16 protein-coding genes are annotated in these 15,357 nt (G+C 54.9%); 6 read left to right on the top strand and 10 right to left on the bottom strand.

Annotation, left to right across the window (positions count from 1 at the left end; translation table 11 throughout):
* Positions 1-5: 5 nt before the first annotated feature.
* Both ACFE33_RS09830 and cysE read left to right on the top strand, forming a co-directional pair.
* Positions 6-296 (top strand): hypothetical protein, encoded by a 291-nt coding sequence (locus tag ACFE33_RS09830; protein WP_380052806.1) that lies wholly within the window; start codon positions 6-8, stop codon positions 294-296.
* A gap of 79 nt (positions 297-375) precedes the next feature.
* On the top strand, positions 376-1,179 hold the full coding sequence (cysE, locus tag ACFE33_RS09825) for a serine O-acetyltransferase (RefSeq protein WP_380052804.1): 804 nt from the start codon (positions 376-378) through the stop codon (positions 1,177-1,179).
* A gap of 49 nt (positions 1,180-1,228) precedes the next feature.
* Here cysE and ACFE33_RS09820 read toward each other — a convergent pair whose 3' ends face one another.
* The 6 genes from ACFE33_RS09820 to ACFE33_RS09795 form a co-directional block, all read right to left on the bottom strand.
* Positions 1,229-2,515, bottom strand: coding sequence for a pyruvate dehydrogenase complex dihydrolipoamide acetyltransferase (locus ACFE33_RS09820; protein WP_380052802.1), 1,287 nt, complete (start codon positions 2,513-2,515; stop codon positions 1,229-1,231).
* Between the two features lie 11 nt (positions 2,516-2,526).
* Positions 2,527-3,903: a pyruvate dehydrogenase complex E1 component subunit beta gene (locus tag ACFE33_RS09815; protein ID WP_380052800.1), complete on the bottom strand. Its 1,377-nt coding sequence runs from the start codon at positions 3,901-3,903 to the stop codon at positions 2,527-2,529.
* A 22-nt stretch (positions 3,904-3,925) separates the two neighbouring features.
* The gene (gene pdhA, locus ACFE33_RS09810) at positions 3,926-4,915 is read right to left on the bottom strand and encodes a pyruvate dehydrogenase (acetyl-transferring) E1 component subunit alpha (protein ID WP_380052798.1); all 990 of its coding nucleotides are present in this window, start codon (positions 4,913-4,915) and stop codon (positions 3,926-3,928) included.
* A gap of 137 nt (positions 4,916-5,052) precedes the next feature.
* Positions 5,053-5,355, bottom strand: coding sequence for a septum formation initiator family protein (locus ACFE33_RS09805; RefSeq protein WP_380052796.1), 303 nt, complete (start codon positions 5,353-5,355; stop codon positions 5,053-5,055).
* Positions 5,356-5,516: 161 nt separating this feature from the next.
* Complete coding sequence (locus ACFE33_RS09800) at positions 5,517-6,446, bottom strand: class I fructose-bisphosphate aldolase (protein WP_380052794.1); 930 nt, start codon at positions 6,444-6,446, stop codon at positions 5,517-5,519.
* A gap of 210 nt (positions 6,447-6,656) precedes the next feature.
* Positions 6,657-7,835 carry a phosphoglycerate kinase gene (locus ACFE33_RS09795; protein ID WP_380052792.1) on the bottom strand — a complete coding sequence of 393 codons (1,179 nt, stop codon included), beginning with the start codon at positions 7,833-7,835 and terminating at the stop codon, positions 6,657-6,659.
* Between the two features lie 129 nt (positions 7,836-7,964).
* On the opposite strand from ACFE33_RS09795, the gene ACFE33_RS09790 reads away from it, so the two are divergent.
* Positions 7,965-8,471 (top strand): peptidylprolyl isomerase, encoded by a 507-nt coding sequence (locus ACFE33_RS09790; protein WP_380052790.1) that lies wholly within the window; start codon positions 7,965-7,967, stop codon positions 8,469-8,471.
* Positions 8,464-9,078 carry a peptidylprolyl isomerase gene (locus tag ACFE33_RS09785; protein ID WP_380052788.1) on the top strand — a complete coding sequence of 205 codons (615 nt, stop codon included), beginning with the start codon at positions 8,464-8,466 and terminating at the stop codon, positions 9,076-9,078. Before ACFE33_RS09790 ends, ACFE33_RS09785 begins: the two co-directional genes overlap by 8 nt.
* Before the next feature lie 71 nt (positions 9,079-9,149).
* Here ACFE33_RS09785 and ACFE33_RS09780 read toward each other — a convergent pair whose 3' ends face one another.
* The gene (locus ACFE33_RS09780; protein WP_380052786.1) at positions 9,150-9,986 is read right to left on the bottom strand and encodes a sulfotransferase family 2 domain-containing protein; all 837 of its coding nucleotides are present in this window, start codon (positions 9,984-9,986) and stop codon (positions 9,150-9,152) included.
* Positions 9,987-10,130: 144 nt separating this feature from the next.
* On the opposite strand from ACFE33_RS09780, the gene ACFE33_RS09775 reads away from it, so the two are divergent.
* Complete coding sequence (locus ACFE33_RS09775) at positions 10,131-11,096, top strand: DUF3179 domain-containing protein (protein ID WP_380052784.1); 966 nt, start codon at positions 10,131-10,133, stop codon at positions 11,094-11,096.
* Between the two features lie 32 nt (positions 11,097-11,128).
* On the opposite strand, the gene tyrS is transcribed toward ACFE33_RS09775, so the two are convergent.
* Complete coding sequence (gene tyrS, locus ACFE33_RS09770) at positions 11,129-12,382, bottom strand: tyrosine--tRNA ligase (protein WP_380052782.1); 1,254 nt, start codon at positions 12,380-12,382, stop codon at positions 11,129-11,131.
* Between the two features lie 68 nt (positions 12,383-12,450).
* Between tyrS and ACFE33_RS09765 the strand changes: the two genes are divergently transcribed.
* Positions 12,451-13,563 (top strand): anhydro-N-acetylmuramic acid kinase, encoded by a 1,113-nt coding sequence (locus ACFE33_RS09765; RefSeq protein WP_380052780.1) that lies wholly within the window; start codon positions 12,451-12,453, stop codon positions 13,561-13,563.
* On the opposite strand, the gene ACFE33_RS09760 is transcribed toward ACFE33_RS09765, so the two are convergent.
* Positions 13,560-13,988, bottom strand: a complete 429-nt coding sequence (locus ACFE33_RS09760; RefSeq protein WP_380052778.1) for a cupin domain-containing protein — start codon at positions 13,986-13,988, stop codon at positions 13,560-13,562. The two genes, ACFE33_RS09765 and ACFE33_RS09760, sit on opposite strands and share 4 nt — an antisense overlap.
* A 62-nt stretch (positions 13,989-14,050) precedes the next feature.
* A complete protein-coding gene (gene eno / locus ACFE33_RS09755; RefSeq protein ID WP_380052777.1) occupies positions 14,051-15,325 on the bottom strand; it encodes a phosphopyruvate hydratase in 1,275 nt (424 codons plus the stop codon).
* Positions 15,326-15,357 lie beyond the last annotated feature (32 nt).

Below are 15,357 nucleotides of genomic sequence, written 5' to 3'. Positions count from 1 at the left end.
GGGATATGTCTTCTGCTGCTTGTGCACTATTGAAGTTACCCGAAGAGGCGCGAGCAGGTGCCTTTGACGAGATGCTTATGCAGGCCGAGGCCGCAGATAAATATCGCAAAGTGACGGGGCGTGCGCATCCGCGCTGGGGCAATGGAAGCCTTATGGCGGTGGCGCGCACCCATCCCATTGCGCGCGAACCGTTTCTCGACCATCTCGAATATTGTGCGATTCTAGCCATGATCTTTGAACGGCTATTGGAGTGGCGGATTGCACAACGGGCGCGGGGAGGGCATATCAAGATTTGAGATAGTTGGGTTCACGTCTTTGCGATTGTTGCTTAGTGCCTATCTATTGTACAATGGGTGCAAATCGAAAGGGCGCGATATGGCAAATACTCAGAAAAAGATTAGCGAGCTCGATCCAGTTTGGTCGCGGATTTGCCGTGAAGCAGAAGAGGCCGTGCGCGAAGAGCCCCTGATGGGGGGAATGCTGCATGGGTCACTTCTGCATCATCCCTCATTGCAGCGGGCGCTGGCATATCGGCTCTCGCTCAAGCTTGCGTCGCCCGAAATGTCCGAGCAGATTCTGCGTGAAATTGCGGATGAAGCATATGACGACGATCCATCCCTTGTCGAAGCTGCACGTGCCGATCTGGTGGCGGTCAATGATCGTGACCCAGCGTGCAACCGCTATATCCAGCCGATTTTGTACTTCAAGGGTTTTCAGGCCATGCAGGCCTATCGTGTGGGGCACTGGCTCTGGCGGCAGGAGCGTCATGATATGGCATTCTTCTTCCAGATGCGGATTTCCGAGGTGTTCGGCATTGATATCCACCCCGCCGCACGAGTCGGTAAGGGAATCATGATGGATCACGCGCACTCTATCGTTATCGGTGGCACAGCGGTCGTTGGCGATAATGTTTCGATCTTGCAGTCCGTAACCCTTGGCGGGACGGGCAAAGAAAGCGGAGATCGTCACCCCAAGATCGGCGACGGTGTTCTGATCGGCGCGGGGGCCAAGATCCTTGGGAATATCAAAGTGGGTCATTGTAGCAGGATCGCGGCTGGGTCAGTCGTGCTTCAGGAGGTTCCGCCTTGCAAGACAGTCGCTGGTGTTCCCGCGCGCGTTGTGGGAGAGGCCGGATGTGATCAGCCAGCCCTTTCCATGAACCAAGTTCTTGAGAAGTAATCACAAAAGAAAAACGCCAGAGCTTTAACTCTGGCGTTTTTTGTTTGTCTTAGGCAAGCATTGCGACTGGGTTTTCTAGATTGCCCACAATCGCATTCAGTAGATTTGCACCGACCGCACCGTCGATAACGCGGTGATCCACAGACATGGTGACCGACATAATCATCGCAACTGTCAACTCACCGTCATCGCCAACAACGGGTTGTTTCTTGCCCGCACCGACCGCTAGGATACCTGCGTGCGGTGGGTTTACGATGGCATCAAAGTTGTCGATACCAAACATCCCGAGGTTCGAGATTGCAAAAGAGCCACCTTGGTATTCATGTGGTGCAAGTTTGCGATCACGGGCGCGCGCAGCGAGGTCTTTCATTTCGGAAGAGAGCGCAGAAAGCGACTTCATATCCGAGTCCTGAAGCACAGGCGTAAACAGACCACCTTCAATCGCAACGGCAACCGCGACGTCAGACGCCCTCATTTGAAGCACCTTGTCGCCCGCCCAAACAGCGTTGGCCTCTGGCACCTGTTGTAGCGCATTAGCGACGGCTTTGATGATAAAGTCGTTCACCGAGAGTTTGACGCCACGCGCTTCGAGCTGCTTGTTCAGTTGGCTGCGGAACTTGAGCAGGGCATCGAGCTTGATGTCACGGCGCAGATAGAAATGCGGTACGGTTTGCTTGGCCTCAGAGAGGCGCGCCGCGATTGTTTTGCGCATTCCGTCGAGTTTGACCTCTTCGAATTCGCGGCCTTCGTACATTTTGGCAACTGCGCTGGCGTCTACGGCTGGTGCCGCAGCTTTGGCAGGAGCCTCCGCTTTCGCTTCTGCTTTTGGTGCAGCTTGCGCGTTTTCGACGTCTGCTTTTACGATGCGGCCCTTGGGACCGGAACCTTTGATTTCTGTCAGGTCCAAGCCCTTATCCGCAGCAATGCGCCGCGCAAGAGGAGAAGCAAAGATACGCTCGCCAGATGCACTCTCGGGTGCTGCGGGCGCAGGTTTCTCGGCAGCGGCAGGAGAGGCCTCTGCGGATTTCTCTTCTTTGGGGGCCGCTGCTTCTTTGGGTTTTGACGCAGTAGAACCGATGTCATCAGCGCTTTCGCCTTCCTCAAGAAGAACAGCGATAGGCGAGTTTACTGCAACGCCTTCGGTGCCTTCTTCGATGAGGATTTTTCCGACAACGCCTTCTTCGACAGCTTCAAATTCCATCGTAGCTTTGTCGGTTTCGATTTCGGCGATCAGGTCACCAGAGCTTACAGTGTCGCCCTCTTTGACGAGCCATTTTGCGAGCGTGCCTTCTTCCATCGTTGGGGAAAGCGCGGGCATGAGAATTTCAATTGGCATCCGAAGTCTCCTTAGCGATATGTGACTTGCTTCACAGCGGCGATAACTTCGTCGGTTGTGATGAGCGCGAGTTTTTCGAGGTTGGCGGCATAAGGCATTGGAACGTCTTTGCCTGTGCAGTTGATGACGGGCGCATCCAGATAATCAAATGCACGCTCCATGATCGTCGCAGAGAGGTGGTTGCCGATTGCGCCAACAGGGAAACCTTCTTCGACTGTCACGCAACGGTTTGTTTTCATGACAGATTTCAGAACAGTATCGTAATCAATCGGACGCAGCGTGCGCAGGTCGACAACCTCGGCGGAAATGCCGTCTTCGGCCAATTTGTCGGCAGCTTCAAGCGCATAGGTCATGCCGATCCCGAAGGATACGATTGTTACGTCCGAACCTTCGCGCCAGATTTTCGCCTTGCCGAATGGTACGGTGAAATCGTCCATCACAGGCACGTCGAATGTCTTGCCATAGAGGATTTCATTCTCGAGGAAGATCACAGGGTTGTTGTCGCGGATCGCGGTTTTCATCAAACCTTTCGCGTCTGCGGCGGAGTAGGGCATGACGACCTTGAGGCCCGGAATTTGCGCGTACCATGCAGCGTAGCATTGGCTGTGTTGTGCACCAACACGAGCAGCAGCGCCGTTTGGTCCACGGAACACCATCGGCGCACCCATCTGACCACCAGACATATAGAGTGTCTTGGCCGCAGAGTTGAGGATCTGGTCGATCGCCTGCATGGCGAAGTTGAATGTCATGAATTCCACAATCGGACGCAGACCACCAAAGGACGCGCCGGTCGCAATCCCTGCAAATCCGTGCTCGGTGATCGGAGTGTCAATAATCCGCTTGGAGCCGAACTCATCAAGAAGCCCTTGCGACACTTTATAGGCACCCTGATATTCGGCGACTTCTTCGCCCATCAGGAACACAGTGTCATCGCGGCGCATTTCTTCGGCCATCGCGTCACGGAGCGCTTCGCGAACCGTGGTCGGACGCATCTCTGTGCCCTCGGGGATTTCGGTCTCTTCGGGAACGACAACTTCGACGGGGCTTGCTGCTTTCGCAGGCGCAGAGGAGGGGGCCTCTTCTTTTGCTGCCGCAGGGGCCGCATCGGATGAGTTTGCTTCTGTGGGCATCGCATCGGCGTCGTCGCCCTCTTCGAGAAGGACGGCGATTGCTGTGTTTACAGCCACACCCTCTGTGCCTTCTTCGACAAGAATCTTGCCCATGATACCTTCGTCGACAGCTTCGAATTCCATCGTTGCCTTGTCGGTTTCGATCTCGGCCATAATCATGCCGGACTCGATTGTGTCACCCTCTTTGACCAGCCATTTGGCCAATGTGCCTTCTTCCATTGTAGGCGAAAGCGCGGGCATAAGAATTTCTGTAGCCATTGTGTGTGTCTCCTCTGTCCGCTTAGGCGTAGATGTCTGTGTAAAGCTCGTCTGTCGAAGGCTCGGGGCTCTCTTTTGAGAACTCGGCAGCTTCGTTAACGGTGGCTTTGATTTCTTTGTCGATGGCCTTGAGGTCATCTTCGGTGGCGTGCTTGCCAGTCAACAGCATCTCTCGCACCTGTTCGATACAGTCACGCTCTTCGCGCATTTTCTGTACTTCTTCGCGGGTGCGATACTTGGCCGGGTCGGACATCGAGTGGCCGCGATAGCGGTATGTTTTGACCTCTAGAATATAAGGACCTTCGCCAGAACGACAATGCGCGACGGCTTTCTCGGCGGCGGCTTTCACGGCCAGAACGTCCATGCCGTCCACGGCTTCACCAGGGATCGCGAAACCTTCGCCGCGTGTATAAAGCTCAGGAGAGGAAGACGCCCGTTGAAGGCTGGTGCCCATGGCGTATTGGTTGTTCTCAATCACGAACACAACTGGAAGCTTCCAGAGTGATGCCATGTTGAATGTCTCATAGACCTGACCTTGGTTCGCAGCACCGTCTCCGAAATAGGCGAAGGAAACGCGGTCGTTGCCAAGGTATTTGTCCGCAAATGCAAGGCCGGCACCGATTGGAACCTGTGCGCCCACAATGCCGTGGCCGCCATAGAAGTTCTTTTCTTTGCTGAACATGTGCATCGAGCCACCCTTACCCTTGGAGTAGCCGCCCTCGCGACCGGTAAGCTCGGCCATCACGCCCTTTGGGTCCATTCCACAAGCGAGCATATGCCCGTGGTCGCGATAGGATGTGACGCGCTTGTCGCCTTCTTCGGCGGCAGCTTCGATTCCGACAACAACAGCCTCTTGGCCGATATAAAGGTGACAGAACCCCCCAATGAGACCCATCCCATAGAGTTGACCAGCCTTTTCCTCGAATCGACGGATCAAAAGCATTTCACGGTAATATTTAAGCAGTTCGTCTGCCGAAACGTTTGGTTTCTTTGACGTTTTCCGGGCGGCCATGAGATTCTCCTCTATCGCTGAACACGGGCGAAATTGGTGATAGTTTAATGTTAAACTATATATATTGGAAATGAGCCCGAAAAGCGAGAGTCAATTTCCCCCACGTTAAATTCAAGCTTGTTTCAGTAGGTTAGGGATTAGCGGATGACGATCTCGTCACTGCGCACCAGACCAAGAACCGAGCGCGATTGCTCATCCAGAAGATCAAGATCAAGGTACTCATCAGAGAGGCGATGGGTCTTGTTTTCCATCTCGCGAACCTCGGCAGAAATAACAGCCAGCTCCTCACGGAGGATTTCTGCTTCTGCTTCGATCTGGATGCGGTGGAACACGCCATAGTCCCCTTGCACAGCGGCAAAGGTGAAATACGCAGCAGACGCAAATATGCCCATGCTGTAAAGCCAGATCCCATAGGAGGGGCGTTTTTTCAAATAACTCATAACTGCCTCTTCGCGCCACCTTCTATGGGTGGTCACAAAAGTATTATGACACAAGTGATTCGCTCTGTGAATCCCTTGATTGCAGAAATGTCATGTTTTTATGGCTTTGTTTCGAAAGAATAAAACCCGAGACGTGCGCCTCGGGTTTCACAAGAGTGGATTTACTCTTTGCCTTTGTAGATGTTCACCAGCTTGGAGAGCATCGCAAGCGCGTCGTCACGATCACGCTGGAAGCTGTTGCGCCCAATGATAGAGCCGTTCCCGCCGCCGTCACGAATGGCGCGCGCATCGTCATAGACGCTGTCTGCCCCTTTCTTGGCACCGCCCGAGAATACAACAAGGCGACGGCCCGCAAAGCTTGCGTCCATACAGTGCTTTACGCGTGCCGCTTGGGTGGAGATGTCGATCTTCTCGTCTTCATAGACCTTCTTGGCCTCAGGAAGTGAGAGGTGATCAGTCGAGAGTTTGATCTTGATGATATGCGCCCCAAGAAGTGCAGCAATCTGAGCGGCATAGGCAGCGATATCAATCGCAGTTTCGCCATTTTTATCAAGGGCTTCTCCGCGTGGGTAGGACCAGATAACGGTCGCAATACCTTTGGCGGCAGCCTCTTCGCGCATGGCGCTGATTTCTTCAAACATATCAAGACCCGCGGAGGAGCCTGGGTAGATCGTGAACCCGATTGCCGAAGCTCCGATCCGCAGCGCATCATCAACGCTCGCGGTGATCGCCTGATCCTTGGGTGCTGCGCCAGGAATGAGAGAGTTGGCAGAGTTCGCCTTGAGGATTGTCGGGATTTGCCCCGCGAATGTATCGGCACCCGCTTCGAGAAGGCCGAGCGGTGCGGCGAAGGCGCTTAGACCTGCGTCGATCGCCAATTGATAGTGATAGTGCGGGTCATACGCCGCTGGGTTGGGCGCAAAGCTACGCGCCGCGCCGTGCTCAAATCCTTGGTCCACAGGCAGAATAATCAGCTTGCCTGTTCCGCCGAGTTTTCCGTTCATCAGGATGCGGCAAAGGTTTGCTTTGACGCCGGGTGTTTCCCCTTCGTAGTTAGCTAGAATTTTTTGGACGACGCGGGTGGCTCTCATGGGATATCCTCTTGGGCAATTGTTATTTGTGGGCCATGGGGGCAGGTCATACAGAGCGCGAAGAGGGTTTCAAGGTTGATAGCGTTAACACACCCGATGATTGCGCTAACGGTTTGATTTAACAGCGCGATGTCCAGATATTGGAACAATATACGCACAAAAAAGGCGCACCCGTTTAGGTGCGCCCATTCATACGGATACTAAGAGATTCTAGCGCTGAAGTGCTGCTACGCCCGGAAGCGTTTTGCCTTCCATCCATTCAAGGAACGCACCACCAGCCGTCGAGATATAGCTGAAATCATCCGCTGCATTCGCCTTGTTCAGAGCGGCAACCGTATCGCCGCCACCTGCCACCGAGATCAGTGTACCTGCCGCCGACATTTCTGCGGCCTGCTTGGCCGCTGCGTTTGTGGCGGCATCAAAGGGCGCAATCTCGAACGCGCCGAGGGGGCCGTTCCAGATCAGTGTCGCGCTGTCGCTAAGGGCTTTGGCGATGACCTTAACTGTTTCTGGGCCCGCATCCAAGATCATCGCATCAGATGGGCAGGCGTCCGCCGCAACGACTTCGTTCTTGGCATTTGCGTTGAATTCCCACGCAACAACGACATCAACGGGAAGGATCACGTTACAGCCTGCCGCCTCGGCTTTCTCAAGAATTTCGAGGGCGGTTGTTGTCATGTCGTGCTCTGCCAAGGAGCGGCCAATCGCGATCCCCTGTGCCGCAAGGAAGGTGTTCGCCATCCCGCCGCCAATCACTAGGTTATCGACCTTTGCGACTAGATTTCCGAGCAATTCCAGCTTGGTAGACACTTTTGCACCACCAACAACCGCCATAACAGGACGTTTCGGTGTTGTTAGCGCCCCTTCGAGTGCGGAAAGTTCGGCCTCCATCAAGCGACCCGCGCAGGAGGGGAGCAATTCCGCGATACCTGTGGTTGAGGCATGCGCGCGGTGGGCCGCAGAAAAGGCATCATTGCAATATACATCGCCAAGCCCTGCCAAACGTGCGGCGAATGCTGGATCGTTCTTTTCCTCTCCGGGAGCAAAGCGCAGGTTCTCTAGCAGCAGCACATCACCGTCTTCCATTGCATCCACCGTCGCGCCATAGTTCCCATCGGCGAACTTAACTTCTTGGCCAAGCGCCGCAGAGAGCGCCGGCAAAACAACTCGCAGGCTCATTTCTGGAACGACTTGCCCCTTGGGGCGGCCAAAGTGCGCCAACAGGATCGGCTTGCCGCCTTTTGCGAGAATATCGCGCACCGTGGGTAGAATGCGTTGAATGCGGGTGTCATCGGTGACGGCGCCATCCGCGACCGGTACATTTATATCCACACGTACCAAAACGCGTTTCTGTGCTAGATCCATGTCGTCGAGGGTTTTCCAAGGCATCTTTGGTTCCTGTGTTGAGTGTGGTTGGCTCTTTCACACAGCATCCAGCGCCCAAGGTCAAGCAATTGCCCCTTTTCCTTTGGCCTGATCGCGCTTAAGTTGACGCGAAAGACGTTAAAGGACGAAATAATGGCAGATTACAAAGATCCCGAAAACACTATCTTGCTCGAACTCAAGGGCGGAACTGTGGTTATCGAATTGCTACCAGACGTAGCACCCGCACACGTTGCCCGTATGAAGGAACTCGCACGTTCCGGCGCCTACGACAACGTAGCGTTCCACCGTGTTATTCCCGGATTCATGGCGCAAACAGGTGATGTTGCTCACGGCAACATGGAAAATGATTTCAACTTGGGCCGTGCAGGCACAGGCGGCTCCGAGCTTCCAGACCTTCCAGCCGAGTTCTCCAAGATCCCGCACGCACGCGGATCGCTTGGCGCGGCGCGTTCGGCAAACCCGAATTCCGCGAACTCGCAGTTCTTCATTAACTTCACCGACAACAACTTCCTGAACGGCCAGTACACCGTTTACGGTCAGGTTACATCGGGAATGGAGCACGTAGATGCCATCCAAACGGGTGAGCCTCCTGCGAATCCAGACCGCATGATTTCGGTAAAGGTCGCCGCAGATGCGTAGCAATGACATGATTGCACTTGGACTGGGCGCCCTTGGCGTCGCAGTCTTCGGCGCATGGTTTGTTATGCAGAACACGGCCAACGCGCAGTCCGGTCCGGTCGAAGACGGCCCAGGTCCGAACCTCGTGATTGAGGTTGGCGGCCAAAACGAGGGCCGCGTCGTAATTGACCTTGCTGAGGACCTCGCGCCGAAACATGTCGAGCGTTTTGTAACATTGGCGAACGAAGGCGCGTATAACAACGTCGCATTCCACCGCGTGATCGAAGGCTTCATGGCACAGACCGGCGATGTCCAGCACGCGAAAATGGATGGCGATCTGGTGCGGGCAGGGACGGGAGCTTCCTCCTATCCTGACCTAGAAGCCGAGTTTACTGATACCTCGTTCGCGCGCGGTGTCGTAGGCATGGCCCGTTCGGCCAGCCCGGATTCAGCCAATAGCCAGTTCTTCATTATGTTCGCCCCCGCACCGCACCTGAACGGTGAATACACGGTGGTTGGGCACGTCATCGAAGGCATGGATGTCGTTGATGGCATCAAACGCGGCACAGGCCCCGGCGGTTCTGTCCAAGACCCTGACTATATGGTTTCGGTCACAGTCGAAGAATAACAAAACCGCCCGCTGGCAATGTCAGTGGGCGTTTTCCATTCAATTGCATTGCTGTGCAGAAAACGTGTTGGCTAAGCCACCACCGATTTTTTCTTTTGAAAAGATGCAAGAGAGGGCGGCGTGTAGAGCCCGTCGAGTAACTCATAATCCGGCTGCGCAAACTCAATAAGCAGATCCAATGATTTTTGAGTCAGATCATCCATGAACTGTTTGTTCGAGCTTTGGTTGGCATAAGGAAGTTGTACTTTGCGCCCAAGACGCTCGGTGAGATCGGCTTCGAGTTGCGCGGTTTCCTCGATCTTATACACACGATTAAATCGTTCGAGTTGATTGCCGATATAGAACTTATAGTGCCGAACATGGTGCTTAATCATGAACGATTTCTTAAAGTAAAGGCTCAGGTCTTCGCAGAACTCATTGATAGATGGGTATGGATTGAGCCCAGCCTCAATCAATTTTTCTATAGGGCGTAGGACGGTGCCAGTTTCGGCGAGTTGTTCATTCTTCTGTACGATCTTCTGGGAGTACGCAGACAAAATTCGCTTAACCGGATCGCGGACCATCGTGTAGGTCCAGTAATCGTTGAGCTTTGTGAACGCCTTTCGGTCAAATTTTTCGCTTTTATATACAGCGTGAAGCCTGTCGTTTTCGTTGGATCTCGTTGCTTCAAACGGGGCACCATGAATAATCTCGTGATGTAGTCGCTTCTGACTGCTACATGCCACTTTGGGTATACTGAAATACGCAATCCTGTCTTTTTCGTTAATTACTGTCATCAGGTTGCCTTGGGTATGTGTTTGTTTAAATTGGTGATCAGGTAAGGTCACAGTTGGTCGCAAGCTGCCATCACGCCTACCCACGGTCAAGCGCATTGCTGTGTTGGCACGCTCTGTCCAAGCAGTGATCACTGCTAATCTATCGGCTCATGGTTACATCGAAAACTGGGCGTCGCGCGCAAAGCCACTCTCCCCGCTAACCAACTCTCAAAACGCTGTGATGCGGGGTGGGCAGGGGCTGGGAATGTTGGCACACTTCTGTTGCGGGAGGGTGGCATGATGTTTCGAGCTTTATGGATAAGCGTTGTATTTGTGGCGGGCGCGGTGGTGGCGGAGCCTTCGGATTGGGAGCGCGAGTGGCCAGATACGGATTTCTCCAAGACAACAATCACTGATTGGCAAGAAATTCTGTCGGGCGGGCCGCCTAAGGACGGGATACCTGCGCTATCTGATCCGAGTTATATTCTGGCCTCGGATGAAACCCGTATCGGAGGCAAAGAGCCTGTTATCGCATTGGAATTAGACGGTGAAACGCCGCGCGCCTTTCCGATCCGCTATTTAATGTGGCATGAGATCGTGAACGACAAAATCGGGTCGGTTCCCGTGGCGGTGACTTTTTGTCCCCTGTGCAATTCAGCGGTGGTATTTGATCGGCGCGTAAATGGCGATGTTCTGACGTTCGGTGTGTCGGGCAAGCTGCGCCATTCCGATATGGTAATGTATGATCGCGAGACCGAGAGCTGGTGGCAGCAGGCCATCGGAACCGGCATCGTGGGGGATTACACTGGTCAAGAGTTGACGCAAATTCCCGCGTGGATGGAAGGGTTTGAACAGTTCCGCGAGCGTAATCCGGAGGGCTTGGTCATGGCCGAGCCCAATTGGCCGCGCGCTTATGGGCAGAATCCGTATCGGGGATATGACAGCTCTGGTAGCCCGTTTCTTTATCGCGGTGAAAACCCGCCCCATGGCATTCCGCCGCTGGTGCGGGTTGTTCGCGTGGGTGATAGCGCTTGGCCCCTCAGTCGACTGGCCGAAGAAGGGGAAGTCGTTGAAAACGGTGTGAAAATATCATGGAGCGCGGGACAGGCGAGTGCTTTGGATCAAGCGAATATCGCCCAAAGCCGTGATGTAGGGTCCATTCGTGTGCGCGATGTCACGACGGGTGCGGATGTGGCACATGACGTGATGTTTGCCTTCGCATTTCACGCATTCTGGCCGGATGGGAACTGGATGCTGCAGTAAAAGCGCGCCCGCTGTGGGGCGCGCTCTCTGGTTTAGTTTTCCAAGACAACCAAGACGTGGCGTTTCTTGCCCGCGCTCAGCTTGAGCGGCTCGGCGAGTGCGGCGGTGTCAATCATCGTGCCCGCGTCCGTGACGGGATCGTCGTTCATCTTGGCACCGTTTTCCGAGATCAGGCGTTTGGCTTCTTTGCCGGATTTCACGAGGCCCGATTTCACGAAAAGCTGTATAATCGAAATACCGTCCCCGATGTCGCCTGCCGAGAAAGTAAACGTCGGAAGGTCGTCTCCGATGCCGCCTTTTTCAAACACTTCGCGTGCGGTTGCTTCTGCTGCGGCTGCGGCTTCGGCTCCATGTGCGAGGGTCGTGACCTCATTGGCGAGTCGAATCTTGGCTGCGTTGATCTCGGACCCTTCGAGGGCGCCCAGACGTTCGCATTCCTCAATCGGCAACTCGGTGTAGAGCTTGAGGAAGCGTCCAACATCGGCATCCGTTGTGTTGCGCCAGAACTGCCAGAACTCGTAGGGCGAGAGCATATCCGCGTTCAGCCAGATCGCACCGCCTTGGGATTTGCCCATCTTGCGCCCGTCGCTGGTCGTCAGAAGCGGAGAGGTCAGGCCATAGATTTCATGGTCGAGCACGCGGCGGGTAAGGTCGATCCCGTTCACGATATTGCCCCACTGATCACTGCCGCCCATCTGGAGGAGACAGCCATAGCGGCGGTTTAGCTCAAGGAAATCATAGGCTTGTAGTATCATGTAGTTGAACTCAAGGAAGCTCAATGACTGTTCACGATCCAGCCGCGACTTTACGCTCTCAAATGAAAGCATCCGGTTGACCGAAAAATGCCGCCCGATATCGCGCAGGAAATCGAGGTAGTTCAACTCATCCAGCCACTCGGCGTTATTCAGCATCAGCGCGCCATTCGGGGCATCGCCATAGTCGAGGTATTTGGCGAATACGCGCTGCATACCCGAGATGTTTTCTTCGATCTGCTCTGGTCCCAAAAGCGGGCGTTCATCGGAGCGGAACGAGGGGTCGCCCACTTTGGTCGTGCCGCCGCCCATAAGGGTGATCGGCTTGTGGCCCGTTTTCTGAAGCCAGCGCAGCATCATGATATTGAGCAAATGCCCGACATGCAGCGATTTCGCCGTTGCGTCATAGCCGATATAGGTTGGAACGATGCCTTCGATCAGGGCCTCGTCGAGCGCCTGATAATCGGTACAGTCGGCCAGAAAGCCGCGCTCGATCATCACACGCATAAACTCTGATTTTGGGTGGTAGGTCATCGTTCTTTGGTCCATTCTATGTGTTAATGCCTCTGGGTATAAAGGGGCTGTGCAAAAAGGGAAAGTGCATGTTGGAAGCTGGGCCGATTTGGGCAATTGGAACGATGTCTGGCACCTCGTTAGATGGTGTGGATGCTGCGGCGATTCTAACGGATGGCGAGCGCATACTCGAATTTGGCGAGAGCGCCTATCATCCCTATTCTTCAGAAGAAAGCGGGCCGATCTCTGCGGCGCTCGGACTTTGGCCAGGTGATCCGGGTGTAGAGGAAGCCGCCGAAGTTATCGAGACGGTGCACGCGACGCTCTTGAGTCAGTTTGAGCGGCCCCAGCTTATCGGATTTCACGGCCAGACTTTGGCGCATGATCCGCGCGGACGCGGAACACATCAGGCAGGAAACGGGCGCGTATTGGCAGAGGTTCTGGATTGCCCCGTCGTGTGGGACTTTCGTTCAAGTGATGTGGAAATGGGCGGCGAGGGTGCACCCCTTGCGCCGTTTTTCCATTTTGCCTGCGCAAAGTTCATCAAGGCGCAGGGGCCGATTGTGTTCCTAAATCTTGGCGGAGTCGGCAATCTGACGTGGGTTGATCCAAGCGCGAGCCGCCCTGACGAGGATGGCGCGCTGATTGCGTTTGATACGGGTCCGGCAAATGCCCCAATCAATGATCTGATGGCCGAGCGCCGCGGAGAAACCTTTGACAAAGACGGTGCTTTGGCCGCGGATGGCGAAGTTGACGAGGCGCTTGTTGAGCAGTTCCTTGAGGATGGATATTTCTATCGGATGCCGCCCAAGTCATTGGATCGCGATAGTTTTCCGGACATTGCCGATTGGGTTGGGCACTTGGATGATGCCGACGCGCTTGCAACGGTGACGGCGATGGTTGCAGCCTCGGCGGCGAAGGGGCTTGAGCATTGTCCAAGCCCACCGCAAGGCGTGTTGGTTACAGGGGGCGGACGCAAGAACGAAACGCTCATGTCCATGCTCTCGGTTTTGATGGATTGCCCCGTTGCTCCGATTGAAAACGCGGGGCTGGATGGTGATATGCTTGAGGCACAGGCGTTCGGTTATCTGGCCGTTCGGGTTGCGCGCGGCCTGACCACATCCTGCGCAGCAACGACGGGTGTGCGTGCAGCTGTCGGTGGAGGCGTCTTGAGCGAACCGTCGGGTGCGCTTGATCGCTAGATTTCGCGAGGGATATCAAACCCTTGAGGCGCGAGCATAAAGCGTTCGAATTCAAACCCAGGGGATACAGTACATCCGACCAAAGTATAGTCGCCCGTTGTGCGGGCGGCTTGCCAGTGGTTGGGCGGAACGATGCGCTGTGGTTCATGGCCCTGTGAAAAATCGGGACCGAGCAGGTAATCCTGTGCAGGGCCCTCATCTGTTTCGCTCATGCTTAGGACCAGCGGCGCGCCCGCGTAATAGTGCCAGATTTCCGTCGCATCGACGCGGTGCCAATGGCTTGATTCCCCGTTCTTCAGTAGAAAATAGATGCATGTCCCGACCGCGCGGCCCTCATTATCTGCTTGCCATGTTTGTCGGTAATGGCCGCCCTCTGGGTGCGGTTTCAGATCAAGGTGCGCGATGATGTCTTCTGCTTGGCTCATGCGGTCACTAAAGCAAAAAGCCCCCACAAGTGCGAGGGCTTTCTTAGGTAGTAGGCGGTGGCTTATTTCAGGATGGATTTTCCTGCATAAACCGCTGTTTCGCCGAGCGCTTCTTCGATGCGGATCAGCTGGTTGTACTTGGCCAAGCGATCAGAACGAGAGAGCGAACCAGTTTTTATTTGGCCACAGTTTGTTGCCACGGCGAGGTCCGCGATCGTTGCGTCCTCGGTTTCGCCAGAGCGGTGCGACATCACGTTGGTCATGCGGGCGCGGTGCGCCATGTCGACGGCTTTCAATGTTTCGGAAAGCGTGCCGATTTGGTTTACCTTGACCAGCATTGCGTTCGCAGAACCTTTTTCGATACCTGTCGCAAGGCGTGCGGGGTTCGTCACGAAAAGATCATCCCCCACGAGCTGAACCTTATCACCGATGGTGTCGTTCAAAAGTTTCCAGCCGTCCCAGTCGTCCTCATCACAACCGTCCTCAATCGAGATGATCGGATAGTCGGCCACAAGCTTGGCGAGGTAGTCAACATTCTCAGCGGATGTGAGCGAAATTCCTTCGCCTTTCATCTCGTATTTGCCGTCTTTGTAGTATTCGGACGCGGCGCAATCGAGCGCGAGGTAGATATCCTCACCCGGTTTATAGCCTGCTTTTTCAATGGCTTTCAGCACGAAATCGAGCGCGTCACGTGTGGACGAAAGGGCGGGGGCAAATCCGCCCTCATCACCGATACCTGTGTTGTGGCCAGCGGCAGAAAGCTCTTTCTTGAGGGTGTGGAATACTTCTGCGCCCATGCGGATTGCTTCGCGGATGTTGGCTGCAGAAACAGGCATGATCATGAATTCTTGAATGTCGATCGGGTTGTCCGCATGCTCACCGCCGTTGACGATGTTCATCATCGGAACGGGCAATACACGCGCCGCTGTGCCGCCAACATAGCGGAACAATGGCTGACCCGAGGCATCCGCAGCGGCCTTGGCCACCGCAAGCGAAACACCAAGGATCGCGTTCGCGCCAAGGCGTGCTTTGTTTGGTGTGCCGTCAAGTTCGATCATCGTCGCGTCGATGGCTTCTTGCTCAGTCGCGTCAAAGCCAACAAGTGCTTCGGCGATTTCGCCGTTTACGGCTGCAACGGCGTTCAGAACACCCTTGCCGAGGTAACGATCTTTGTCGCCGTCGCGCATTTCAACTGCTTCATATGCACCCGTTGAAGCGCCCGAAGGTACCGCCGCGCGGCCCATTGTGCCGTCCTCAAGAGTGACGTCCACTTCGATTGTCGGGTTGCCCCGGCTGTCGAGAATTTCGCGGGCAAAGATATCGATGATCGTGGTCATTTAGGTGTCCTTTTGAAACAAATCATAGGCGG

The sequence above is a fragment of the Falsihalocynthiibacter sp. SS001 genome (assembly GCF_042445055.1).
GTDB lineage: Bacteria > Pseudomonadota > Alphaproteobacteria > Rhodobacterales > Rhodobacteraceae > Falsihalocynthiibacter.
This window is presented reverse-complemented; position numbering and strand designations above follow the sequence as displayed.